Source organism: Brachybacterium sp. FME24, assembly GCF_014897705.1.
Taxonomy (GTDB): Bacteria; Actinomycetota; Actinomycetes; order Actinomycetales; family Dermabacteraceae; genus Brachybacterium.
Map to the genome: position 1 here is coordinate 180,103 of NZ_JABUXV010000004.1, position 23,837 is coordinate 203,939.

At 71.1% G+C, this 23,837-nt stretch carries 17 protein-coding genes; 9 read left to right on the top strand and 8 right to left on the bottom strand.

Annotated features, from left to right (window positions below; all coding sequences use genetic code 11):
* Positions 1 to 25: 25 nt before the first annotated feature.
* Genes INT51_RS05965 through INT51_RS05975 form a run of 3 tightly spaced genes read right to left on the bottom strand, consistent with a single transcriptional unit; the run spans position 26 to position 2,659 of the window.
* Entirely contained in the window at positions 26 to 1,708 is a 1,683-nt protein-coding gene (locus INT51_RS05965) for a metallophosphoesterase (RefSeq protein WP_304502089.1), read from the bottom strand.
* Between the two features lie 6 nt (positions 1,709 to 1,714).
* Positions 1,715 to 1,936 (bottom strand): DUF3107 domain-containing protein, encoded by a 222-nt coding sequence (locus INT51_RS05970; protein WP_193104291.1) that lies wholly within the window; start codon positions 1,934 to 1,936, stop codon positions 1,715 to 1,717.
* 60 nt (positions 1,937 to 1,996) lie between these two features.
* The gene (locus INT51_RS05975; protein WP_193104292.1) at positions 1,997 to 2,659 is read right to left on the bottom strand and encodes a TetR/AcrR family transcriptional regulator; all 663 of its coding nucleotides are present in this window, start codon (positions 2,657 to 2,659) and stop codon (positions 1,997 to 1,999) included.
* Between the two features lie 113 nt (positions 2,660 to 2,772).
* Here INT51_RS05975 and INT51_RS05980 point away from each other — a divergent pair, with 113 nt between their 5' ends.
* Both INT51_RS05980 and INT51_RS05985 read left to right on the top strand, forming a co-directional pair.
* Positions 2,773 to 5,958: a UrvD/REP family ATP-dependent DNA helicase gene (locus tag INT51_RS05980; RefSeq protein ID WP_193104293.1), complete on the top strand. Its 3,186-nt coding sequence runs from the start codon at positions 2,773 to 2,775 to the stop codon at positions 5,956 to 5,958.
* Complete coding sequence (locus INT51_RS05985; protein WP_193104294.1) at positions 5,955 to 9,212, top strand: ATP-dependent DNA helicase; 3,258 nt, start codon at positions 5,955 to 5,957, stop codon at positions 9,210 to 9,212. Before INT51_RS05980 ends, INT51_RS05985 begins: the two co-directional genes overlap by 4 nt.
* Before the next feature lie 6 nt (positions 9,213 to 9,218).
* Here INT51_RS05985 and INT51_RS05990 read toward each other — a convergent pair whose 3' ends face one another.
* Complete coding sequence (locus tag INT51_RS05990) at positions 9,219 to 10,181, bottom strand: phosphotransferase (RefSeq protein WP_193104295.1); 963 nt, start codon at positions 10,179 to 10,181, stop codon at positions 9,219 to 9,221.
* A gap of 49 nt (positions 10,182 to 10,230) precedes the next feature.
* On the opposite strand from INT51_RS05990, the gene nudC reads away from it, so the two are divergent.
* The 3 genes from nudC (at position 10,231) to INT51_RS06005 (ending at position 13,949) form a co-directional block, all read left to right on the top strand.
* Positions 10,231 to 11,148: an NAD(+) diphosphatase gene (gene nudC, locus INT51_RS05995; protein ID WP_193104296.1), complete on the top strand. Its 918-nt coding sequence runs from the start codon at positions 10,231 to 10,233 to the stop codon at positions 11,146 to 11,148.
* A 59-nt stretch (positions 11,149 to 11,207) separates the two neighbouring features.
* Complete coding sequence (locus INT51_RS06000) at positions 11,208 to 13,337, top strand: ATP-dependent DNA helicase UvrD2 (protein WP_193104297.1); 2,130 nt, start codon at positions 11,208 to 11,210, stop codon at positions 13,335 to 13,337.
* Between the two features lie 318 nt (positions 13,338 to 13,655).
* A complete protein-coding gene (locus INT51_RS06005) occupies positions 13,656 to 13,949 on the top strand; it encodes a WhiB family transcriptional regulator (RefSeq protein ID WP_193104298.1) in 294 nt (97 codons plus the stop codon).
* Positions 13,950 to 14,436: 487 nt separating this feature from the next.
* Here the strand turns inward: INT51_RS06005 and INT51_RS06010 are convergent, their stop codons facing one another.
* Positions 14,437 to 14,595 carry a DUF5679 domain-containing protein gene (locus tag INT51_RS06010; protein ID WP_010551122.1) on the bottom strand — a complete coding sequence of 53 codons (159 nt, stop codon included), beginning with the start codon at positions 14,593 to 14,595 and terminating at the stop codon, positions 14,437 to 14,439.
* 534 nt (positions 14,596 to 15,129) lie between these two features.
* On the opposite strand from INT51_RS06010, the gene INT51_RS06015 reads away from it, so the two are divergent.
* Positions 15,130 to 15,726, top strand: coding sequence for a M48 family metallopeptidase (locus INT51_RS06015; protein WP_193104299.1), 597 nt, complete (start codon positions 15,130 to 15,132; stop codon positions 15,724 to 15,726).
* Here the strand turns inward: INT51_RS06015 and INT51_RS06020 are convergent.
* Complete coding sequence (locus tag INT51_RS06020) at positions 15,714 to 16,319, bottom strand: NUDIX hydrolase (protein ID WP_193104300.1); 606 nt, start codon at positions 16,317 to 16,319, stop codon at positions 15,714 to 15,716. The genes INT51_RS06015 and INT51_RS06020 overlap by 13 nt on opposite strands.
* A complete protein-coding gene (locus INT51_RS06025) occupies positions 16,309 to 17,859 on the bottom strand; it encodes a zinc-dependent metalloprotease (protein ID WP_193104301.1) in 1,551 nt (516 codons plus the stop codon). The genes INT51_RS06020 and INT51_RS06025 overlap by 11 nt, the downstream gene beginning before the upstream one ends.
* A gap of 87 nt (positions 17,860 to 17,946) precedes the next feature.
* Here INT51_RS06025 and INT51_RS06030 point away from each other — a divergent pair, with 87 nt between their 5' ends.
* The 3 genes from INT51_RS06030 to ettA all read left to right on the top strand — a co-directional run bounded on the left by INT51_RS06030 (position 17,947) and on the right by ettA (position 22,014).
* Complete coding sequence (locus tag INT51_RS06030) at positions 17,947 to 19,095, top strand: PDZ domain-containing protein (protein WP_304502092.1); 1,149 nt, start codon at positions 17,947 to 17,949, stop codon at positions 19,093 to 19,095.
* Positions 19,095 to 19,787 (top strand): HAD family hydrolase, encoded by a 693-nt coding sequence (locus INT51_RS06035; protein ID WP_193104302.1) that lies wholly within the window; start codon positions 19,095 to 19,097, stop codon positions 19,785 to 19,787. The genes INT51_RS06030 and INT51_RS06035 overlap by 1 nt, the downstream gene beginning before the upstream one ends.
* Before the next feature lie 544 nt (positions 19,788 to 20,331).
* Positions 20,332 to 22,014, top strand: coding sequence for an energy-dependent translational throttle protein EttA (gene ettA / locus INT51_RS06040; RefSeq protein WP_193104303.1), 1,683 nt, complete (start codon positions 20,332 to 20,334; stop codon positions 22,012 to 22,014).
* Between the two features lie 91 nt (positions 22,015 to 22,105).
* On the opposite strand, the gene INT51_RS06045 is transcribed toward ettA, so the two are convergent.
* Positions 22,106 to 23,569: a hypothetical protein gene (locus INT51_RS06045; RefSeq protein WP_226832009.1), complete on the bottom strand. Its 1,464-nt coding sequence runs from the start codon at positions 23,567 to 23,569 to the stop codon at positions 22,106 to 22,108.
* Positions 23,570 to 23,837: the final 268 nt, after the last annotated feature.

The window sequence follows — 23,837 nt, forward strand, 5'->3', positions numbered from 1 at the left end:
CCCCGCCCTTCCGGGCACCCGGTATTCAGCCCTCGCCGCCGTCGCTGACCTCGGGAATCGGACTGCTCGGATTCGTGGGGGTGACGCGATCCTCGTCGGGGAGCCCCTCCCCGGGTTCGACCTCCTGCTCGGAGGGGATCGGGGCCTCCGGGGTCTCGGCACCCTCGGGCACCTCGAGCTCCGGCTGCTCAGGAGGCAGCTGCGTGCGCTGGATCGACACCGACACCAGTCCCAGCCCGCCCATGACGATGTCGTCGTAGGCGACCAGACGGCGGGTCTGGGCATCGAAGTAGAGCATCCGGGAGGTCAGCTCGAGGGGCGCCTCCCCTTGGAGCACCGGGGAGACTCCGCCCGAGGCGAGCGCACCTCCGGTGGAGCCGACGGTGAACCAGTCGGTGCCCGAACCATCCCGGTCGAGTTCGACCTTGGAGGTGTGCATATGTCCCGACAGCACCAGGGGCGCCCTGCCCTCCAGCCCCGCAGGCTGTGTCGGATCGTGCATCAGCGCGAGGTCGACCGGAGTGTCCGGATGCGCCTCGTCATAGGCTGTGATCGTGTCGCCGAGCTGGAATCCGCTGGCAGCCACGGCGTCCTTGCCCTCCCGCCAGCCGCCGGCATCGGAATCGTCGTCGGCCGCGAAGCGGGGGTCGCCGATCCCGGCGATGCGCAGCCCGGCCATCTCGATGACCTCGTTGTCGACCACGGTGGCATTGGGCTGGGCGGCGATCGCCGCGGCCGCCGCGGCACCGTCATGGTTGCCGCTGACGTACACGTAGGGCACGTCGAGCCCGCCGATCACGGACAGCTGCTGGTTCTCCACGGGCGTGCCCCACGAGACGATGTCCCCGGTGTCGATGACGAGGTCGATCGCGAACTGCGTGTGCAGCTGCTCGATGACGTCGTAGGCCTGCGGGTTGTCATGGATGTCGGAGACGTGCAGCACCGTGATCAGGTTCTCCTGGTCCATGCCCACCGGCAGGGAATCCGCCGCGATGTACAGCGCGGAGACCTGGCCGACGAACTCGGCCAGGGTGTCGCGGTAGCTCTGGTAGTCCGCGACCGTGGCCTGCCCGATGTCGGCGATGTAGGTGGCCTGCGAGAGCAGGCCGTCGAACTTCGGCTGATACAGCGATTCGGGCTTGAAGGTCACCGAGGTCACGGCCATCGAGACTCCGACGACGGCGACGGCGCTGCCCCCGGCGATCACGGAGCGGCGCACACGACGGAAGGTGAGGCCGACGGTGAGTCCTGCCCCGGCGGCTGCGAACAGGGCGTTGAGCGCGGCGTTCTTGGCGGCGGCGGCGGTGATCGCCTCAGGAGCCGTCTGGGTGAGTTCGGTGAACCCGGTGTCGGAGTAGAAGAGTGCCTCGGCCTTGGCGACGTCCACGCCTTGCACGCGGGCCTCGATGCGCACGGGTGCGAGGTGGGTATCGAAGACGACCTCGCCCACCGGGGGCAGCAGCAGCACCGTGTCCGAGGACAGCGATGGGCGCAGGTGCACACTCGCGGTCAGCGGGCCGACGTCGACCCGCGTCGCGGGGACCAGCATGATGCCCACGATCGCGCCGAGGACGGCCACCAGGGTCGTGGTGGTGATGTGGAGGATCAGCGCATTGCGCCGCCTTCGCCGCCGGCGCTCCGCAGAGTCCTCCGGTGTGTCGATCTCCTCCGGCGCCTCGGGCGCCGCGGAGCCGTCGGCGGCGCCCACGGGTTCTCAGCCGAGGAAACCGACGCGACGGGGCTCCTCCGTGGAGAACTCCGCATAGGCGAGCTTGGCGCCGGGGACGAGGACGGTGCGGCCCTTGTCGTCGACGAGGGTGACGGGGGAGCCGTCGGCGACGGCGGTGCTCAGGCGCTCGAGCAGTTCTTCGGCCTTCTCCGTGGACTCGATGACGATCTCACGGGGCGAGTGCTGGATGCCGATGCGGATCTCCATGGCGATGTCCTTTCCTCCGCCTCGCAGGCGGGGACGTTCCGGTGCTGTGCGTCCGGAAGTCTACCCGTCGGACCCGGGGGTTGCGGTGCCGTCCGCTCCCAGCACAGTGCCCGAGATCCGGGGGTGCTCGAGCGGTGCGAACCCGGTCAGACCATGCACCATGAACGTGGTCATGACCTCGAGGATCGATGCACGCTCGGCGTCGCCGGCGGCATCGTGCAGCAGGAGCGCGGTGGTCTGGGTGGAGGCGATCAGGCCGCGGCCGATGACTCGTGACTGCTCCGTGGTGATCTGCCGGGAGGCGGCCAGCACCCCGGCGAGCTCGACCGCCATCTGGTCGAGCACCTCGCTCGCGCGTCGCTGAACCGCCTCGGAGATCGACTCGTTGCCCGTGAACAGCCGCAGGGAGTTCTCCAGCGAGACCAGATCGTAGAAGCGCTCGAGCCCATAGCGCACGCGCTGGGGCGTATCCCCCTCGAAGGAGCCGATGGCCCGCACCTCGGCCAGCATGTGCTCCGCGATGATGTCGATGACCTCGACGTACAAGGTCTCCTTGGAATCGAAATGCTGGTAGAGGACCGGCTTCGTGACTCCTGCGGCAAAGGCGATGTCGTCCATGGACGTCCCGTGGAAGCCCTTCTCGGTGAACACACGGGTGGCGAGCTCGAGGAGCTGGGTGCGCCGCTGCGCGCGGGGCATCCTGGTGGTGGGGGACGGTGTCATGGCGTCGACCTCCGAGGGCGGTGGCTGGGTCGCAGTGATCCATAGCACTCTACCGCTCCGACCGTGGCCGTCGGACCAGCGCAGATGTCAGCGCCGTGAGGTGGAATAGGGGGATGGCACGAGCAGGGGCGACCACCGACGAGGGGATCGGTCTGCTCGGGCCCGATCTGTCGGCACTGCCGCCCGTCCTGGAGCCCGATCTCCTGGACCAGGAGCAGCGCACAGCGGTGGATCAGTTCACCGCCGGGGCGGATGTCCTCGTCCAGGGCGGCCCGTCGAGCGGACGCACGGCCGTGGCGCTGGCGGCTGCCGCCGCACTCGGGGAGGGCACGCTGCTGCTGGCTCCGCGCCGCGTCGCCGCCGGGCGCCTGCGGGATGCTCTCGCCGTCCATGGTCTCGGCGAGGTCCGGGCGATGACCCCGCCGGCCCTGGGCCATGCGATCCTGCGCTCCGACGCCCTGGCGCGGGGACTGGGAGCGCCCACCCTGGTGACCGGCGCCGAACAGGATGCCCTGATCGCGGAACTGATCGCCGAGCGGGAGACCTGGCACCTCGAGGTGGACCCCGGAGCCCGCACGCTGCCCGGCTTCCGCACGGAGCTGCGCGACCTCATCACCCGTGCCACCGAACTGGGCCTGACCCCGACGGACCTCGACGAGCTGGGGCGCACGCGCCAACGGCCCGCCTGGCGCGATGCGGCCGCGATCCTGCGGGACTACGTGGGGGTCCTCGATCTCGAGGCCTCCGCAGCCCTCGATGCCGGTCCCCGGTTGGACTCCGGCGCGCTGGTGCGTCGCGCCGCGAGTCTGCTCGAGGATCCCCGTACCCCGGCACCGTTCCGGGCGGTGGTGGTCGACGACGCCCAGGACCTCACCACCGCCGGTATCGCGCTGGTCGCCGCGCTGGCCGCCGCCGGCAGCCCGGTGCTGATCTGCAGCTGCCCCGACGCCGCGGTGGACACCTTCCGCGGTGCGCTCCCGGACGCCGCCGACCGCCTGCGCACGCTGCTGCGCCGCCCCGTCTCCGAGGTGACTCTCCGCAGGGCGCACGGGACCGCGGCGGGGATCACTGCGGGCGTCGACGCCCTGCGCGGGCGGCTCCCGCTGGCCGGAGCGTCCGTGGCCAGCCGTCGGCCACGAGCGCAGGCCGGGCCCGGTATCGCCACCCTCCGGGCCGACGACCCGCTCGACGAGGCGCGGCTGATCGGCTCCGCCCTGCGCGACCTCCACCACCGCGAGCACGTGGACTACGACGACATGGCCGTGGTGTGCCGCTCCGGATCGGCCGTGGCCGATGTCGCCGATCTCCTCTCCCGGACCGGACTGCCGGTGCGTACGCCGCGACGCCCGCAGCCGCTGCGCGAGGTGCCCGCGATCGCCGATCTGCTGACCATCGTCGAGCTCGGCCTCGCCCCGGAGGGCGCCGAGGTGGATCCGCTGCTGGCCGCCCAGCTGCTGCGCGGTCCCTTCGGGGACGCCGATACCCTGCGGCTGCGTCGCATCCGGCGCCTGCTGCTGAGCGCGCAGCGAGAGGCTGACTCCTCCTCGGAGATCCCCAGCGAGCAGCTGCTGGCCCGCGCGCTCGTCGACTCCGAGGCACCCGGCCTCCCCGACCCCGCCGCCCGCGACCGTGCCGCAGCCCCCGTGCACCGGGTGCGCGCCATGATCCGGTCCGTGCGCGAGCATCGTGAGGACGACGCCGAGCAGGTCCTCTGGCAGGCCTGGGACGCCTCGGGACTCGCCGGCGGCTGGCGCCGCGCCGCGATCGGCACCAGCGGTGACGTCGACGGCGCCCGTGCGCGCCTGGCGGGCGCCCGGCTCGATGCCCTGCTCGAGCTGTTCGCCGCGGCGGAGCGACTCACCGAACGACGCCCCGGCGCGGGCGCCCGGGACCTGGTCGAGCAGATCCGCGCCCAGGCCGTCGTCGAGGACACGCTCGCCCCGGCGGCCGCCCCGCGCGGTCGGATCGCCGTGCTCACCCCCGCCCAGCTCGCGGGGGAGCATCGCGACACCGTCGTCCTAGCCCGCGTCCAGGAGGGCACCTGGCCCGATCTGCGCCTGCGCTCGACCCTGTTCGGCGCGGCCGAGCTGTCCCTGCTGGCCGGGACCCGCTCCGGCGCCGACCTCCCGGCCGATCCCGAATCGCTGCGTGCCCTCCAGCGCAGCGAGGTGATCGCCGACGAGCTGCGCCTCGCGGTCAGCGCCGTGGCCCGAGCACGCACCCGGGTGCTGGTCACCGCGGTCCAGGACGAGCAGCTCGAACCCTCCGCGCTCCACGAGGCCCTCACCACGATCGCGGCCGGCGCCGGGGACCCCTGGATCGATCTCGAGCGCCTCCGGGAGGACCCCGGACCCGCCCCCGACCTGCGTCAACTGGTGGCGGCCCTGCGCCGGCGCCTGCACGATCCACAGCCGCAGCGGGCCCAGGACGCCGCGTTCGCCCTGGACGCCCTGTCCCGGGCCGGCGCTCCGGGCACCGATCCGCAGCGCTGGTACCACCAGGAGCCCAGCAGCGTGGGGCCCCTCCACGACCCGGAGACCATGATCCGGCTGTCGCCCTCGGCCCTCGAGCGCGCCGTGGACTGCCCGCAGTCCTGGCTCATGGAGCGCGCCGGAGGGACCCGCGCCGGCGGCCCCGCGCAGCTCATCGGCACCGCTCTGCACCACCTCGCCCAGGTCCACCCCCGCGGCCCCGAGGGCGGCACGCCGGACCTGCTGGAGGAGCTGCACACCCTGCTGCGCTCGGTCCCCGGCACCGACACCTGGTCAGGTCGTCGCCGCGTGCGCCGCGCCGAGGACGCCGCCGAGCTCCTCGCCGACTACCTGCGCAGCGCCGGGCAGCCGCTCGCCGTCGAGGCCCCCTTCGAGGTGGAGCTCGGGCGGGTGCAGCTGCGCGGGAGCATCGACCGCATCGAAGGCGACGCGACCGGACTGCGGGTCGTGGACCTCAAGTCCGGGAAGAGCCCGAAATCCGCGGCCGCGGCCGAGGACGACCTGCAGCTGGCCGCCTACCAGGCCGCGGTCCGGGAGGGGGCGCTCGCCGAGCAGCTCGGCCCGGACGCCGCCGAGCGATCCAACGGGGCTCAGCTGGTCTACGTCGGCACCGGCGCGAAGAAGCCCGCGGTGCGCACCCAGACCGCGCTCGCGCGGGCCGAGGACCCCGCCTGGTTCGACGATCTCGTCGCCCAGGTCTCCGAGGACGTCTCCGGCCGCCAGGTCATCGCTCGCCTCAACGCCCACTGCACCCACTGCGCCGTGCGCAGCAGCTGCCCCCTGCAGCCCGAAGGAGACCAGCTATGACGCTGTCCGCCGCGTACCTCGCCGCGCTGCTCGAGCAGCCGCCGCCCACGGACGAGCAGATCGCGGTCATCGAGGCCCCGCTGGACCCGATGCTGGTGGTCGCGGGGGCGGGCTCCGGCAAGACCGAGACCATGGCCTCACGCGTCGTGTGGCTGATCGCCAATGCGCTCGTCGAGCCCCGCCAGGTGCTGGGCCTGACCTTCACGCGCAAGGCCGCCCATGAATTGTCGGCCCGCATCTCCGCACGCCTCGCCACGTTGGCGGGGGCGCTGCGCGCCGAGGGGCTCGACCTGCCGCCGGGCCTCGAGCGCGGGCAGGATGACCTGGTGGGCCAGCGCCCCGTCGTCCACACCTACAACGGTTTCGCCCTGGACCTGGTGCGCGAGCACGCACTCGCGGTCGGTATCGACCCCGAGCTGACGATGATGTCCACCTCGGCCTCCTGGCAGCTGGCCCATTCGCTCGTCGAGGGCTGGGACGACTCGCTGGACCTGGAGGCCTCACCGGCGACCCTCACGGCCGCCCTGCTGTCCATGACCTCCTCGCTCGCTGACCACCTGGTGACCCCCGAGCAGCTGCGCGAGCATCTCACCGCGATCCGCGACCACCTCGCCGGGATCCCGCTGCAGGCAGAAGGTCGGCGCCGCACCACCCCCAAGGCCGTCGCCTCGGTGCTCGGCGCCCTCGACGCGCGACTCGCCCTGATCCCGCTGCTCCAACGCTTCGCCCAGGTGCGCACCGACAGCTCCGCCCTGGACTTCGCCGACCAGGTCTCCCTTGCCGCCCGGGTGGCGAGGGAGGTCCCCGCCGCGAGCCGGCTGGCACGCCGGATGCACCGCGTGGTGCTGCTGGACGAGTTCCAGGACACCTCCGTCGCGCAGCTGCAGATGCTCACGGATCTGTTCGGTCCCGGCCACGCCGCCTGCGCCGTCGGGGACCCGCAGCAGGCGATCTACGGCTGGCGCGGTGCCTCGGCCGCCTCCCTCGCCGGCTTCGCCGACGCCTTCGCCACCGACGAGCGGCCCGTTCTGCACCGCACCCTGTCCACCTCCTGGCGCAACGACGAAGCCGTGCTCGCGATCGCGAACACGCTGGCCGCCCCGCTGCGCGGACACGACGCCGGGCTCACCATCCCCGAGCTGCGGGCCCGACCCGGGGCAGGGGAGGGGGCCGCCGAGATCATCGAGGCCGCCGACGAGCGCACCGAGGCCCGCGCGATCGCCGACTGGATCCTGGACCGCCGCGCCGAGACCGAGGACGGCGTCGCCTCGGCCGCGGTGCTGGTGCGCGCTCGGCGTCAGATCCCTGCCCTGGTCGAGGGTCTCGAGGAGAAGGGCCTGGTGGCCCACGTGGTCGGCCTCGGAGGCCTGCTCCACCGCCCCGAGGTGGCCGACGTCCGCGCCCTCCTGCACTGCGCCCACGATCCCGGCCGCGGTGACGCCTTGATGCGTCTGCTCACCGGCCCCCGCTTCCGCCTCGGTGCCCGTGACCTCTCGGTGCTGGGGCGCTGGCGCGACCGCCTCGGCTCACGCCTGCGCCGCGAGGTCGACGCCCCCGGCGGCGAGGACGAGGCCGAGTCGGTCTCCCTCGTCGATGCGGTCGACGACCTCCCGCCCACGGACTGGACCGACCCCTCCGGGCGCTCGCTGACCGGTACCGGGCGCGCCCGGTTGGAGCAGATCCAGCAGATCCTGCGCGAGATGCGTCGCCTGCTGCCGCTGCCCCTGCCCGATCTCGTCACCGCCGCCGTGCGTGTGCTCGACATCGATCTCACGCTGCACCAGGGCGACCCCAGCTCCCGGGCGCTCGCGGATCTCGAGACGCTGCGCGACCACGCCGCCGCCTTCGAGCGCACTGCCCACCGCGGCGGCCTGGGCGCCTATCTCGACCTGCTCGAGATCAGCGAGGACGAGGAAGCGGGCCTCGCCGTCACCGCCGCCCCCGAGGACTCCCGCGACGAGGACGACGGCGCGGCGGTCACCCTCGTCACGATGCACTCGGCGAAGGGCCTGGAATGGGACCTGGTCGCCGTCGCCGGGCTCACCGAGGGCACCGTCCCCTCCTACGACCTGCGGCGCGCGAAGACCGACGACAGCGGCCGGGTGCGGGTGCCCGACAACGGCTGGCTGTCCACGCTGGCCTCGGCCTCCGTGCCCACCGCCCTGCGGGGCGATGCCGACACCCTGCCCGAGTTGGCCTGGGCCGAGGCGGACACGCAGGTCGACGCTGAAGGACTGATCGAGGACTACCGCTTCGCCCAGGGGGAGGAGTCCCTGCGCGAGGACCGCCGGCTCATGTACGTCGCCGTCACCCGGGCTCGGCGTCGCCTGCTGCTCACCTCCGCTGCCTGGCGCACCGGACTGGCCTCGGCGCGCCCCCGCTCCCGCTACCTCGTGGAGGTGGGGGACCTGGTCCCCGAACAGTTCCGGACGGTCCAGGAGGTGCCGCCTCAGAACCCGATGGAGACCGAGCGGCCCCAGGCGCACTGGCCGCCCGCTCCGGGCGAGCCGGAACTCGCGCGGCGCCGGGCGGCCGAGATGCTGGCACAGGCCGCAGAGAGCTCGACCCAGGAGCCCGCGGATCCTGCGCTGGCCGAGGTCCTGCGGCGGGCGCTGGCGGACCTCGCGCAGCAGGCCGCGCCTCCCGTCGTGCACTCGCCGCCGCGACTCTCGGCCTCCCAGGTGGTCCACCAGGCCCGCGATCCCCGCGGGGCCGCGATCGACCTGCTGCGGCCCCTGCCCCGGCAGCCCTCACCGGCGGCCGCTCGCGGCACGGCCTTCCATGCCTGGCTCGAGTCCCGCTACGACAGCGCCACCCTGCTGGACCTCGAAGACCTCGCGGACCTCGCAGAGGACGACGGCCCCCACGCCGACGACGTCGCTCTGCGGGAGGCGTTCGCTGCCTCGCCCTGGGCGCAGCGCAGCCCGATCGCCGTGGAGCACCCGGTGCAGACTCGGGTGGGGGAGATCGCCGTGCGCGGCGTGATCGACGCCGTCTTCGCGGATCCGCACCCCGGCCCAGAAGCCGACGGGGTCATCATCGTGGACTGGAAGACGGGGCGCATCCCGCGACCGGCGCAGCTGCGCGAGCGCTCCCTTCAGCTGTCGCTGTACCGCCTGGCCTGGCACGAGAGCACGGGCCTGCCGCTGGCGAAGATCCGTACGGCCTTCCACTTCGTGGCCGACGGCATCACCCATGAGGTGGACCGCCACCCCTCGCGGGAGCGGATCGCCCGGTTGCTCACGGGGCAGTGAGCACTCTCAGGCGTCCTCAGCGCGCGGAGCCATCTCGTCGTAGGCGCGCTCGGCCTCGTCCCGGGCGAGCTGGGCGAGGTCGGCGTCGAGGTCCGCGATCATGCCGCGGGCGTCGGAGACGATCGACTCGTCACCGGTCTCCAGGCCGTGGGTGAGCCACTCCGCGACGGCGAACTCACCGAGAGCCTGCGCCCGTTCCATCAGTCGCGGATGCGTCGAGGTGGGAAGCTCCTCGCGGTAGGCGGCGTACAGCTCGTCGAAACGGTCCGGATCCAAGGACGAGACCAGCCAGGCGAGATCGGTGGCAGCATCCGCGACCCGCGAGGACGACCAGTCGCGCAGGGCGCTGACCCTGTCCCCGGTGAGGAAGAGACTCTCCTCGGAGAGGTCGCCGTGGATGAACTGAGGGGTGAAGTCCCACAGCTCCTCGTCCTCCAGCAGGGCTTCCCAGCGCTGGGCGACGGCGGCCGGCAGATGCCCGCCCTCCTTCGCGGCGGCGACGCGGGAGCGGTGCTCGGCGTGGAGGATCTCCGGGGTGAAGGACTCCACCCCGGCCGCCTCGGCCGCGTAGCGCGGGACGGTGTGGATGCGGGCCAGGATCTGGCCCAGCGAACGGGTGAGCTCTGTGGATTCCTGCAGGTTCTCCAGCATCAGCGGGCGGCCGACGGGGGCCTCCGTGACGGCGGCGCGGCCGCCTTCGGACAGCTTCACGAACCCCAGGACGGGCGGGATGACCGTGTGCAGCGGCGTCCCGGTGAGGGCGTCGGCCACCTTCAGATCACGCTCGAGCCGAACCCCGGAGGCGGTCGACCCCGGGGAGAGGACCATGACGCGACGACCCTCCTCGCCGATGATGCCGGCGACGTCGAGATCCTCGATGGGGGTCGCGATCGGCGTGGTCCGCACGGGGATCAGCCCGGGGACCGCCGCCGCAGCCAGAGCGGCCAGGGAATAGGAGTTGCGATGCACCCTTCCACCGTACCCGGCGGACGCTCCCGATCCGCGTAGGCTTCCGGGTATGGCGAACCTCCGCGGACCTCATCTGCACACCCCCTTGACCCTGCTGAGCTCCGACCGGGATGCGCTCAGCCGCGTCGACCCGGCGATGGTCGCCCCCGGCGAGGACGCCCGCTATCTCGTCACCCGGGCCGGTGAAGCGTCCCTGCGCGAGGACGAGAGCGGGGCGCTGCGCGTCGCGCTGGAGACCGCTGACCCCCGGGGCGGCGCCCACCAGCCGCTGGTGCTGCTGGGTCGACGGGACGGGCTGCGCATCCTCGCGGTCGAGATCCTGGAACCCAGCGCGGAGCTCGACGACCCCGGGCGTGATCTGCGTGACCTGCGGCGCGTCGCGGACCTGATGGTGCCGGACGATGCCGACCTCGCGCTGACCGCGGTCGCCATGGGGGCCTGGCACCGCTCCATGCGGTTCTGCCCGCTGTGCGGCGAGATGCTCGAGGCGGAGGTGGGCGGCTGGGTGCTGCGCTGCCGTGAGGACGGCACCGAGCACTTCCCGCGCACCGACGCGGCGGTGATCATGGCGGTTCGTGACAGCGAGGACCGCCTGCTGCTGGCCCGCAATACGAACTTCCGAGGGCGCTTCCACTCCGTCCTGGCCGGCTTCGTCGAGCCGGGGGAGAGCCTCGAGAACGCGGTGGCCCGCGAGGTCGCCGAAGAGGTCGGTGTCACCGTCGAGGAGGTCGAGTACGTCGGCAGCCAGCCCTGGCCCTTCCCTCGCTCCCTCATGCTCGGCTATCGCGCCTGGGTGCCGGGGCCCGTGGAGCTCACGCTCCAGGAGGACGAGATCGCCGAGGCCCGGTGGTTCACGCGTGAGGAGCTCGCCGCCGCCCTCGTCGCCGAGGAGATCGAGTTGCCCAATACCGCCTCCCTCGGCCGCGCCCTGATCGACGACTGGTACGGCGGCCCCGCCGAGGTGTGAGGCACCCGTCGTCCACAGCGTGAGGAGATCCGTCGGCGGTCGCTGGCAGGATGACCCCGATGACCGATCCAGCCCAGCCCTCCGCACTGCAGACCCCTGCCCCGCCCGTCGACGCCGAGAGCATCCTCGCCGCGCTCGACCCGGAGCAGCGGGAGGTCGCGCGCACCTTCGGGTCCCCGATCTGCGTGCTCGCCGGCGCCGGCACCGGCAAGACCCGTGCGCTGACCCACCGCATCGCCTACGGGGTCCTCACCGGCCAGCTGAACCCGCGCCACGTGCTCGCAGTGACCTTCACTGCGAAGGCGGCCGCCGAGATGCGGGCCCGGCTGCGGGACCTCGGCGTGCCGGCGGTGCAGGCCCGCACCTTCCACGCCGCTGCGCTGCGACAGCTGCGCCACTTCTGGCCGCGCGTGGTGGGAGGGCCGGTGCCCGAGATCATGGCGAACAAGTTCGCGGGCATCGGCGAGGCCTGCCAGCGTCTGCACATGAGCGTGGACCGGGCCGCACTGCGCGACATCGTCTCCGAGGTCGAGTGGTCCCGGGTCGCGATGCTCACCCCCGAGGCGTACCCGGAGGCGGCGGAGGCCGCGAAGCGACCGGGCGTTGCCGGCTTCGATGCCCGGTCCATCTCCCGCATCCTCACCCAGTACGAAGAGGTGAAGAAGGAACGCGGTGTCATCGACTTCGAGGACGTCCTGCTGCACCTGGTCGGCTTCCTCACCGAACGGGCCGACGTCGCCCGCGAGGTCCGTGGCCAGTACAAGCACTTCGTCGTCGACGAGTACCAGGACGTCTCCGCCCTCCAGCACACCCTGCTACGACTGTGGCTGGGCACCTCCGACGACGTCTGCGTGGTCGGGGACGCCGCCCAGACCATCTACACCTTCGCCGGGGCGCGAGCCTCCTACCTGCTGGACTTCCCGAAGGAGTTCAAGCGGGCCCGCACCATCCGGCTCGAGCGCAACTACCGCTCCACCCCGCAGATCGTGCGCATGGCCAACACCGTCCTGGACGGCGCCCGCGGCCGCACCCGGGATCACCGGCTCACGCTGGTCTCCCAACGGGACGCGGGTCCGCCACCGATCGTCGAGACCTTCCCGGACGATCCTGCAGAGGCCGACGGCATCGCCGATCGCATCGCGGCCCTGGTCGCCGAGGGCCGCTCAGCCGCGGAGATCGCGATCCTGTTCCGCACCAACGGCCAGTCCGAGGCCTTCGAGCAGGCGCTCACCGCCCGCGGCATCGGCTATCTGGTGCGCGGCGGGGACCGCTACTTCGAACGTCAGGAGGTGCGCCGGGCGATGGTCTCCCTGCGCGCCGCCGCCCGGGTCGAGCAGCTGGACCCCGCGCGCGCTGTGCGCGACGTCCTCTCCCAGCAGGGCTGGTCCGAGAAGGCCCCTGAGACGACCGGGGCGATCCGCGACCGCTGGGATTCCCTCAACGCCCTCGTCGGTCTTACCGACACCGTCAGCGCCCGTCCCGGGACGACCATGGCGGACCTGGTCCGCGAGCTCGAGGAACGTGCCGAGGCGCAGTCCGCCCCGGTCGTCGACGGCGTCACGCTGGCCTCGGTCCACGCCGCGAAGGGACTGGAGTGGCCCGTCGTGTACGTGGTCGGGGCGAGCGACGGACTTCTGCCGATCTCCATGGCCAAGACCGCCGCCGAGGTCGAGGAGGAGCGCCGGCTGTTCTACGTCGCCCTCACCCGGGCCCGCGATCTGCTCACCGTGAGCTGGTCCGCAGCCCGTACCCCGGGTGCCCGTGGCAGCCGTAAGGCCTCCCGCTTCCTGGATGGGGTCCTCGAGCACCCCGATGCCCAGGAGTCACGCCCTGGTGCCGACGCCCGCCGCACCGGCCGGCGCAGCGCGACCGTCTATGCCGAGTGCCGGGTGTGCGGACAGGGTCTGATCTCGCCGCGCGAGCAGCGGCTCGGCCGCCACCAGGGCTGCCCCTCCACCGCCGATGCGGCGTTGCTCGACGCCTTGAAGGGCTGGCGGTTGGATCAGGCGCAGGCGAACGGCGCGCCCGCCTTCTCGATCCTCACCGACGCCGCCCTCGAGGCGATCGCCGAACGCGGCCCGCGCACCGAGCAAGAGCTGCTCGCGGTCCCGGGCATCGGCCCGGGCAAGGCCGAACGGTTCGGCACCGCCCTCCTCGAGCTGCTCGCAGACCACCGACCGAACCAGTGAAACCGCAGGTCAAAAAATAGATGTGACGTCAGCGGAACGTGTGTAGACTCATGCTCGTCAATCGTCCACGTCGTGGTCCGGGACACCGGGACGCGCGCATTCGAAAGGGGGTGGCCTCAGTGAACATCATCTGGAACTTCGCAGAAGCAGGTCTGCGCCCCCTCGGCGCGCCCTCCCTTCTGCAGCGTGAACGGGGCAATGCCCCCACGGTGCCCAGCCTGAGCTGACGAGGCCTGACCTCGCTGCCGGTGCGGCACCGCCGCCGCACCCCCGCCCGCAAGGGCTCGTCCCCCCGACGAACTTCAAAGCAGCGAGACGATGACTTCTCTACTCACCACATTCCTGAACCCTGCCGACACCGCAGCGACCACGCTGCCGTGCCACGATGCCGCTGCGGCGGACCTCTTCTTCTCCGAACGCCCTGCTGACCTGGAACAGGCCAAGACGCTCTGTGCCGGCTGCCCCTTCCTCGAGGAGTGCCGCCAGGGCGCTCTGGACCGGGAGGAGCCCTGGGGCGTCTGGGGCGGCTCGATCTTCGAGTCCGGTCGCATCATCGCCGTCAAACGCGGCCGTGGCCGGCCCCGGAAGGACCGGGACCAGAACGCAGCATGACCACCGCCTCCCGACGGAGCGGAACGCACGAGGGGCGAGGCGCCGTGATGGCGCCTCGCCCCTCGTCGTGCGTCGGGCTGATCAGAGCAGTCGGATCAGGCGGTGCTTCTGATGCCTGATCTCCTACCGCTGGTACCTCGCAGTACGTCGATCAGGTCGTGCTGCTTGCGCCTGATCTCCTACCGCTCGTACCTCGCAGTACGTCGATCAGGTGGTGCTGCTTGCGCCTGATCTCCTACCGCTCGTACCTCGCAGTACGTCGATCAGGTGGTGCTGCTTGCGCCTGATCTCCTACCGCTCGTACCTCGCAGTACGTCGATCAGGTGGTGCTGCTTGCGCCTGATCTCCTACCGCTCGTACCTCGCAGTACGTCGATCAGGTGGTGCTGCTTGCGCCTGATCTCCTACCGCTCGTACCTCGCAGTACGTCGATCAGGTGGTGCTGCTTGCGCCTGATCTCCTACCGCTCGTACCTCGCAGTACGTCGATCAGGCCTTGCCGAGGATGCGGTTCAGCTTCGTCCCGCACTCCGGGCACACGGCCTTCGCCATGCGGCGACCGTTGGAGACGACGACGTTGCCCTCGGCCTCCCGCTTCTCGCGGCACTTGACGCAGTAGAACTCTCCGGCATAGGTCTCGTCGGCCATATCCGCTCCTTGTAGGAATCGACAGTGGTGTTCGGTTCCCCGGACGCGCAGCTGACGCCACGAGGCCGGGATCGATCCACTGTAACGGGGTGCGGCGAAGGCGCACGAATCGAGATCGTGTCTCCGAACGGGGCGGCCCGTCGCGCGCTTCGGGATCAGGAGGCTCTGCAGGGAGCCGAGGAAGTGCGCGCGACGAACCGACATCGGAGGCCCCGAAGGCAGGTTGGGACCTGAAGGGCCGTAGGACCCCGGGGGCGCTCAGCACCACGCGCACCTTCCCCGTGTGCGTCCTGCTAGTTATCCCGGGGTCCCACGTGCAGGGAAACCTAGCCCCTGCGGACCGGATGGGTCAAAGGGCGGTCGGGGACCGGCTGTGGACAACCTGCCCCAGGGTGTGGACAGCTTCGGGACAGTGATCCTCAGGTTGTGGAGGATGGACCATATGGCCAGGTCAGGGCACTGTGATGAGGAACTTCGTGGTGCACAGGTGTGGATGAAGTTTCTTTCGTCGCAGAACGTGCCAGGCTTGTCCGCATGACAGATCTCGTCCTTCAGGAGCACGTCTCGGGCCCCCGCGGCGAGCGCGTGCTGGTACGCCGATCACCCCGTCGCCGCCGCACCGTGTCGATCACCCGCCGCGACGGCGATCTGGTGATCGCCATCCCGGCATCGTTCAGCGGGCGGCAGGAACGGGACTGGGTGAAGAAGATGGTCGACCAGCTGGTCAGGAAAGAGGCGCGGGCGGCTCCGACACGTCGCAGCGACACCGCTCTCGCCGAGATGGCGCGGGAGGTCAGTGAGGCTTATCTCGACGGTCGCGCCCGCCCTGTCTCGGTGACCTGGTCCACACGGCAGAACCAGCGATGGGGATCCTGCACCCCGGCCAGCGGCACGATCCGACTCTCCCACCACCTGCAGGAGATGCCGGACTATGTGGTGCGCTCGGTGATGATGCACGAGCTGACCCACCTCCTGGTGCCCGGACACGGCCGTGAGTTCCGGGAGCTGATGGCCCGGTATCCGCAGGCTCAGAAGGCTCAGGGCTTCCTCGACGGCGTCTCCTGGGCGAAGAACCTGCCCGCCGGGGAGCTGGATGGGGATGTCGAGGTGCTGGAAGGTCAGTCCGCGTAACGGGCGAGGTACGGCGCGAGCGCGTCGAGCTTGCCGGCCATGTCGGCGACGGTGCCCTCGGGCAGGGCGGACGTCGAACGGCCCGGCCCGTCGCCGTGCAGCGGCCAGGGCACCCAGCGCACCTCAGGGGACTCCTCGCTCGCCGTCAGGGGGAGCGCGGAGGCGCGGGCGGGGGCTCGCAGCAGGTACTGCACGTCCCAGTGCTCGGTGCACGCCCCGAAGGCCGCATCGAGCAGGTGCCGGTGCAGCACGGCGGGGCCGGGGCCCACACGCTGGAGATCCTCCAGCCCGATCTCCTCGGCGACCTCCCGGCGGGCGGCCCGCTCGAAGCTGCTCTCGTCCGCCTCGAGGTGGCCGCCGGGCTGCACCCAGAAGCGACCCTTGCGATGCCACACGAGCGCCACGTGCTCTGCGGGCTCGTCGATCACCACGGCGCTCGCCGTGAGGTGGCGCGGCCCGCCCTCGCGATGCAGGGCGTGGGGGATGCTCTCGAGCAGGGCGAGGTAGTCCTCCACGACGCCGGGGTCGCCGGTGGTGGTGTCGCGGGTCGCCCTCAGCTCCGCGAACGCCACTGCGAGGGGATCAGCGACCATCGGCGTTGTCGGGTTTCCCGTCGTCCTCGTCGGGCTGGTCGCGCAGACCGCCCTGTCCGTCCTCCTGGGGGGCTTCGCTGTCGCCGGTGCCGCTGAGCAGACGTTCGAGCTCGGCGTCGAAATCCGTGGGCAGCGCGAGATCGGCCAGCGCCTCGGGGGAGTCCTCGGCACCGCCCTGGGGCGCCTGCGGGCGCCCGGAGAGCACCTCTGTCGTCGGCAGCAGGTCGGGGTGCTCCCACTTGCTCTCGCGGCCCTGTTCGCCCTCGGTGGCCAGCACGCTGTCCCACCAGGCCAGGGCCTCGCGCACTCGGCGCGGACGCAGCTCGATGCCGACAGTGCTGGCGAGCATCTGCTCGGCCGGGCCTCCCGCCGCGCGGCGACGGCGCAGCACCTCCCGCATCGCTTCCAGGTCCGGAAGCTTGCCCTCGAGCGCCTTGGTGGTGACGTGGTCGACCCACGACTCGATCAGCGCCAACGTCGTGGCCAACTCCTCCAGGGCGCGCTCCTGCGCGGCCCGGCGGGTGAAGACGAACATCTCCTCGGGGCGGCGGGCCTGAATCGCCTGTGGGTCCGAGAGGTCCAGGTCACGCACCATCTCGTCGAGCGCGTCGAGGTCCAGGGTGATGCCGCGGGCATAGTCTTCGATCGCCGAGAACAGGGCCTTGCCCAGCCAGGGCGCCGCGCTGAACAGCGCGGTGTGGGCGATCTCGCGGGAGGCGAGGAAGATGCGCGCACCCCCGGGATCCAGGGAGTGCGTGGAGATCAGGTCCTCGACATTGGCCGCGACCAGGGCGGGCTCGCCCTCGCGGCCCAGGGGCAGCGATAGATCGGTGGTGCCGGAGACCTCGCGGGCCAACGCGCCGATCGCATGCCCGAACTGCACGCCGAACATGGTCCCGCCGATCCGCTCCATCATCGCGGCCGGGTCGCCGGGCAGGCCCATGCCGTTCTCGCCGGTTCCGCCCATTCCGCCAGCACCGTCCATGTCGCCCATCTGCCCCATCTGGGAGGCGATCGCCTCGCCGATGGCGCCGGCCATGTACTTCGCGACCGGCTCGACGATGGACTTCCAATGCGGCAATGTGCGGTGCAGCCAGGTGCCGCGGCTGAAGACACCCAGCTCGTGGGTAGGCACATCGATCGCGATCACCGGGTCCAACCAGAGGCGGGCCACCTGTGCGGCCTGGCGCAGGTCAGCGGCCTGGGCCGCGGTGGGATCCGGATCGCCGGGCGTGCCGGTGGGCTCCGGAGCACCGGGGATGCCAGCCATACCGCCGGCGGTGCGGCGCGCGATGTCCTCGGCCATTTCCCAGTTCACGGGACTGTCGCCCTGTGCGGCGAACATGTTCTGCATCTGCGCGGCCGCGGCGCGCAGCTGCGCCGGGTCCTGCGGCAGATTCGCCTGCTCGGCCAGGGCCGAGAGGTCAAGTCCGTCGAGAGCACCTTCGGGCAGGGCGTCCCCGAAGGTCTCCTTGAGGAAGCGCTTCAGCGCCTCCTCGTCCATATCGCCGGGTCCACCCGGGATCGGGTCATTGCTCATGGCCACCTCCAGCAGTCAACGGACTGCCCAGCGTACCGAGCGCGCCTGGGGGAAGGGGAGCAGGGACACGTGGGGCACAATGTCGGGGTGATAGACGACCAGTTCCGGCCTAGGCGCCTGCAGCGGGCCCGTGCGGTGATCGCACGGTCCGTGGACGGTGCCCAGCTGGCCCATCCCTGGCTCGCGCTGGGTTCGATGCTGCTGCTGTGCCTGATGATCCTGGGCGGTTCGCTGATGCCGGTGCCCTATGTGATCGAGCGGCCCGGCCCGGCGATCGACGTGCTCGGGGAGTTCGAGGACGAGCAGATCCTGATCATCGACGGCGCGCAGACGCATCCCACGCAGGGATCGCTGATGATGACCACCGTCTCCGTCGACGGCGGCCCCGGGTACCGGGTGACACCGGTAGAGGTCGTCGCCTCGTGGTTCGACCGCACCACGTCCGTCCTGCCGCGCGAGCTGGTCTTTCCCGAGGATCAGACCCGCGAGCAGACCGTCCTGACGAACTCCGTCGCGATGAGCACCTCCCAGCAGGGCGCAGTCGCGGTCGCCCTGGACGAGCTCGGCATCGCGTACGAACCGATGGTGATGATCGGCGGCGTCGCACCGGGGGCACCGGCCGAGGGAACCCTCGAACCCGGAGACGTGATCCTGGCCGTCGGAGAGAAGAGCGCGCCCGACCTGACGGGCTACCAGGAGCTGATCCGCGCCACCCCCGAAGGGGAGGCGGTGCCGCTGCGGGTGCAGCGCGGCGAGGAGCAGTTGGACCTCGAGGTGCCCACCGAGACGGTCGACGGCGCCGCGCGGATGGGCGTCGTGCTGTCCGCCGGCTACGACTTCCCGATCGATGTCGAGATCTCGGTCGGCGAGATCGGCGGCCCCAGCGCCGGCACGATGTTCTCCTTGTCCGTGTATGACGAGCTCACCCCCGGGGCGCTGACCGGCGGCCACCGGATCGCGGGCACCGGCACCATCTCCGAGGACGGCGCTGTCGGCCCCATCGGCGGGATCCGGCAGAAGATGGTCGGCGCGCACGAGTCCGACGCCGAGTTCTTCCTCGCCCCGAGCGCGAATTGTGACGAGGTCGTCGACTACGAACCCGAGGGGCTCGAGGTGGTCGCGGTCTCCGATTTCGACGACGCCGTGCAGGCGACAGAGACCATCGCCGAGTCCGGCAGCACCGCCGGGCTCCCCACCTGCGACGAGGTCGCGGACAACCCGGATACAGAGGACTGATGAGCAAGCGCAATCGCCGTCGTACCCCACCCAGCCCCACCGTCGTCTTCGACTTCGGGGGAGTGCTGAGCGCCGGGCACGATCCGGTCCCGGACCTGCACGAGCTGCTCGGAGGGGATATCGAGTCCCTGCGCAGCGAGCTGTGGTCGCGGCGGGATGCCTACGACCTGGGCACCACCACGCCATCCCAGTACTGGGGCGCCGTCGGTGCGGCCGTCGGCGTCGAGCAGCTCTCCGAGACCGAGATCGGCGAGCTCCAGACCGCGGACAACCGCTACTTCCTGCGGCTGGATCCCGCCTCCCGGACCCTGATCCACGATCTTGCCCGCCACCGGGTGCGCCTGGCGCTGCTGTCCAACGCCTCGGAGGCCTTCGGGGAGGCGGTGCGCCGTACCGACTGGTTCGAGGCCTTCACCTTCGCGGTGATCTCCGGTGAGGAGCGCGCGGTCAAGCCGGATCGGGAGCTCTATGAGGTGCTGCTGGATGTGCTCTCGCACGAGACCGGGGGAGTGTCGATCCCGTCGGCCGTCATCTTCTTCGACGACCGCGAGGAGAACGTGGCGGCCGCGAAGGCGCTCGGGATCGACGCGCATCTGTGGCCGCGCAACGGTGAAGAGCGCGACGAGGGTGTGGAGCACGGCGCGGACATGGCGCGTCGGGTGCTGACCGAACGGGGCATCTCGCTGGACTGACCGTGCCGGAGCCGGTGAGAAGCTGGCACGAGCGCAGGCCTCCGAAGGTCACGCCGTGAAGAGCGCCACCACCCAGGCGGCCATCCCTCGATCGCGGACCCGGCGAACATCGCGAGCAGGCGCTCCCACCAGGCACTGTGATCCTCCACGAACAGCGTGCCCAGCGGGACCAGCACGGAGCTCACGCCCGAGAGCGTCGTCGCCCCGGTGAGCACTGCCACGATGAACGGGATCTCCCGGCTCCACCCGACGATCTCGATCACAGACCAGATCGAGCCGATGCCACCGCGGGCAGCGAGGAGCGCGGCCAGCACATGACAGGCCAGCAGAGGGAGCCATCGGCTGCGACGCGGAGCGGTCTCCTCCATGGAGACGACCTGGAGGCGGGTGGTCGATCGACGCACTGGCGCTGCTGGTGCAGCTGCTGCGGGTCTAGCCGGCGACGGCGGGGTAGAGTCGGGCACTGCGACACATCCCGTGCGGCGCCCGTCCAGGGCGCGCCGGTGAGAATCCCCAGATCCCCCTCTCCGAACAGGAACACGAGTTGGCTGAATTCATCTATTCCATGTACAAGGCCCGGAAGGCAGTGGGCGAGAAGGTCATCCTCGATGACGTCTCCATGAGCTTCTACCCGGGTGCGAAGATCGGCATGGTCGGCCCCAACGGCGCCGGCAAGTCGACGATCCTGAAGATCATGGCCGGGCTGGATACGCCCAGCAACGGCGAGGCCCGGCTCTCGCCCGGCTACAGCGTCGGCATCCTGCTGCAGGAGCCGCCGCTGGACGAGACCAAGACGGTTCTGGAGAACGTCCAGGAGGGCATGGGCGAGCTGTTCAAGAAGGTGCAGCGCTTCAACGCCATCGGCGAGGAGATGGCAGAGCCCGACGCCGACTTCGACGCGCTGATGGCGGAGATGGGCACGCTCCAGACCGATATCGACGCGGCGAACGGCTGGGATCTGGATTCCCAGCTCGAGCAGGCGATGGACGCGCTGCGCTGCCCGCCCGGCGACGAGAACGTCGCCCACCTCTCCGGCGGTGAGCGTCGCCGTGTCGCGCTGTGCAAGCTGCTGCTGGAGAAGCCCGACCTGCTGCTGCTGGACGAGCCCACCAACCACCTCGACGCCGAGAGCGTGCTGTGGCTCGAGCAGCACCTGCAGCAGTACGACGGCGCCGTCATCGCCGTCACCCACGACCGGTACTTCCTGGATCACGTCGCCCAGTGGATCGCCGAGGTCGACCGCGGTCACCTGTACCCCTACGAGGGCAACTACTCCACCTACCTCGAGAAGAAGGCGGAGCGCCTCAACGTCCAGGGCAAGAAGGACGCCAAGCTCTCCAAGCGCCTCAAGGAGGAGCTGGAGTGGGTCCGCTCGAACGCCAAGGGGCGACAGGCGAAGTCCAAGGCCCGCCTGGCCCGCTACGAGGAGATGGCAGAGGAGGCCGAGCGCACCCGCAAGCTGGACTTCGAGGAGATCACCATTCCGCCGGGCCCGCGCCTGGGCAACCAGGTCATCGACGCCAAGGACCTGAAGAAGGGCTTCGGCGAGCGCATCCTCATCGACGGTCTCTCCTTCACCCTGCCGCCCAACGGCATCGTCGGTGTCATCGGCCCCAACGGCGTCGGCAAGACCACGCTGTTCAAGACCATGGTGGGTCTGGAGCCGCTGGACGAGGGCGATCTGAAGATCGGCAAGTCCGTGCAGATCAGCTACGTCGACCAGAACCGCGAGAACATCGACCCGGAGAAGAACCTCTGGGAGGTCGTCTCCGACGGTCTGGACTACATCCAGGTCGGCAAGGTCGAGATCCCCTCGCGCGCCTACGTCAGCCAGTTCGGCTTCAAGGGCCCGGACCAGCAGAAGAAGGCCGGGATCCTCTCCGGCGGTGAGCGCAACCGCCTGAACCTGGCGCTGACCCTCAAGCAGGGCGGCAACGTGCTCCTGCTCGATGAGCCCACCAACGACCTGGACGTGCAGACCCTCGGCTCGCTCGAGAACGCGCTGCTGGAGTTCCCGGGCTGCGTCGTGGTCGTCTCCCACGACCGCTGGTTCCTGGACCGCGTGGCCACGCACATCCTGGCCTATGAGGGCACCGAGGAGAACCCGGCGAACTGGCACTGGTTCGAGGGCAACTTCGAGTCCTACCAGGCCAACAAGGTCGAGCGCCTGGGTGCGGACGCCGCGCGTCCTCACCGCGTGACCTACCGTCGCCTGACCCGCGACTGAGTCCGCCACCTGACGCACCCCGGGCCCGAACATCGTGAGATGACCGGGCCCGGGGTGCGTCGTTCTTCGTCCAGGCGGCGGCTCGCCCTGGTCAGTTGCCTGTGTGCTGCTCGGATGCTCCCGGGTCCAGGCTGGCCACGACGCGCGAGGACGCTGTGCCGGACTGGTTCTGAGGAGCCATCTCGCGCGTGACGACGAGACGATCTGCCGTCTCCGGTGAGGTGAAGCGGATCAGCCCGTCGCGGGAGAGGTCGAGAACGCCGAGATCCTCCTGCACGCCGTCGGTCTCGGCCCAGAGCTGAAGGACCTCGTCCTGGTAGCCGAGAACTCCCTCGGCACGCAGGGAGATGCCGTCCTGCGTGATCACTGCCTGCCACCGGCCGTTGTCACTGCGCCCGTGCACCAGCTCGGCGTCGGGCTGGACGCTGCGCAGGGCCCAGGAGCTGGCGAAGTCGCGCGTGTCGGCGAGCTCCCGTCGGGCATCGACCAGGAAGCCACCGAGCACGACTGCCCCGACCAGGGCGAGTGCTGCGACCGAGCGCGATAGCCAGGGCACCCGGCCTCGGGAGCGCGGGTCCTGCCAGGCTCGAGCTCGCCGGCGCCGCGAGCTGCGCACCTCGTCGGAGGCACTGAAGGTGAACGCCGGTGCCTGATCAACGATGACCTGAGCCGGAGCCGGCCCGGTATCCGGGGTGTGCAGAGGAAGGGCAGACGGTGCGGTGCTGGGCATCCCCCCGGTCAGTGCGGGCGGGCCCACCTCACGGCGCTGCGAGTCGTTGCCGAGGACCGGGGTCGAGTAGGTGCCTCGATACGCGGCCTCGGCCCCCGGGCCCGCCGGGAATCCGTCGAGCACCTCGGCGTGCAGGCCCCGCGAGGGCGGCTGCGCGGTGAGCAGGGTCAGCTGCGCCGCAGCCTCCACCGCGTGGCGGTGGATGCCCGCCCGTTCCGGGCTGTCGGTCAGGGCGTGCAACCGTCGCCGCTCGTCCTCCTGGGCCAGGGCCAGAGCGTCCAGTGCGGCGAGCGCCCGGATCTCGGGGGCATGCGGGCCCCCGAGGGGCACCAGCTGATCGAGCGTCTGCGCCAGGACCGTCGCCGCCTCCGGGCGCTTTGCGGCGGAGTAGGCGAATCGCCCCTGTGCGGCGGACTCGACCAGTGCCCGCTGAGCCGGCGGCAGCTCCAGCAGCGTGCGCATCACGTCCACTTCGCGGCGGTCCTGGGTGCGATCGTGCGCGGCCTCGGGGGCGATCAGGGAGCGCACGGCGCCGCGTGGCTGGGTGGCCACGGCGGCGCGGCGGGCCCGGTCCAGCACCGCGACGTCCCCCGGCAGATCACCTGCGGCGAGGGCCCGGGCATCGTGCAGACAGGAGCGCAGCACGCGAACGGTGAGCGAGCCGGCTCTCGCGGAGGAACCGGTGACGTGCACCGCGAGGCCGTGGATGCGAGGACCGAGCACATCGACCAGAGCGGCAGCCGCACGCTGGTCGCCGCTCGAGGCGCGCTGCAACAGGATGCTGACCGCGTCGAGCCGGTCACCGGTCCGTGTGTCGCTCCCCATCGGGCGCCCCCGTTGCCTTCTCGACGTCTCTGCAGGCATCACCCCCTGTGATGCCGATTCATTATCGCAGGCGGGAGAAGACCGAGCCGCTGGTCCACAACAAGCCTGCCGCTCCGACGATGGGTCGCGCAGAAAGCTCTTGCAAGAGGCGCGTTTCGTGGCGCGCAACCCTGCGGAATCCTGGAGAGAAAATGGACATATGTGCAGGCTGGAGGAAGAACGGGCGACGATAGGCCCCGTCGCCCAGCATGCAAGAAGCGTGCAAAGC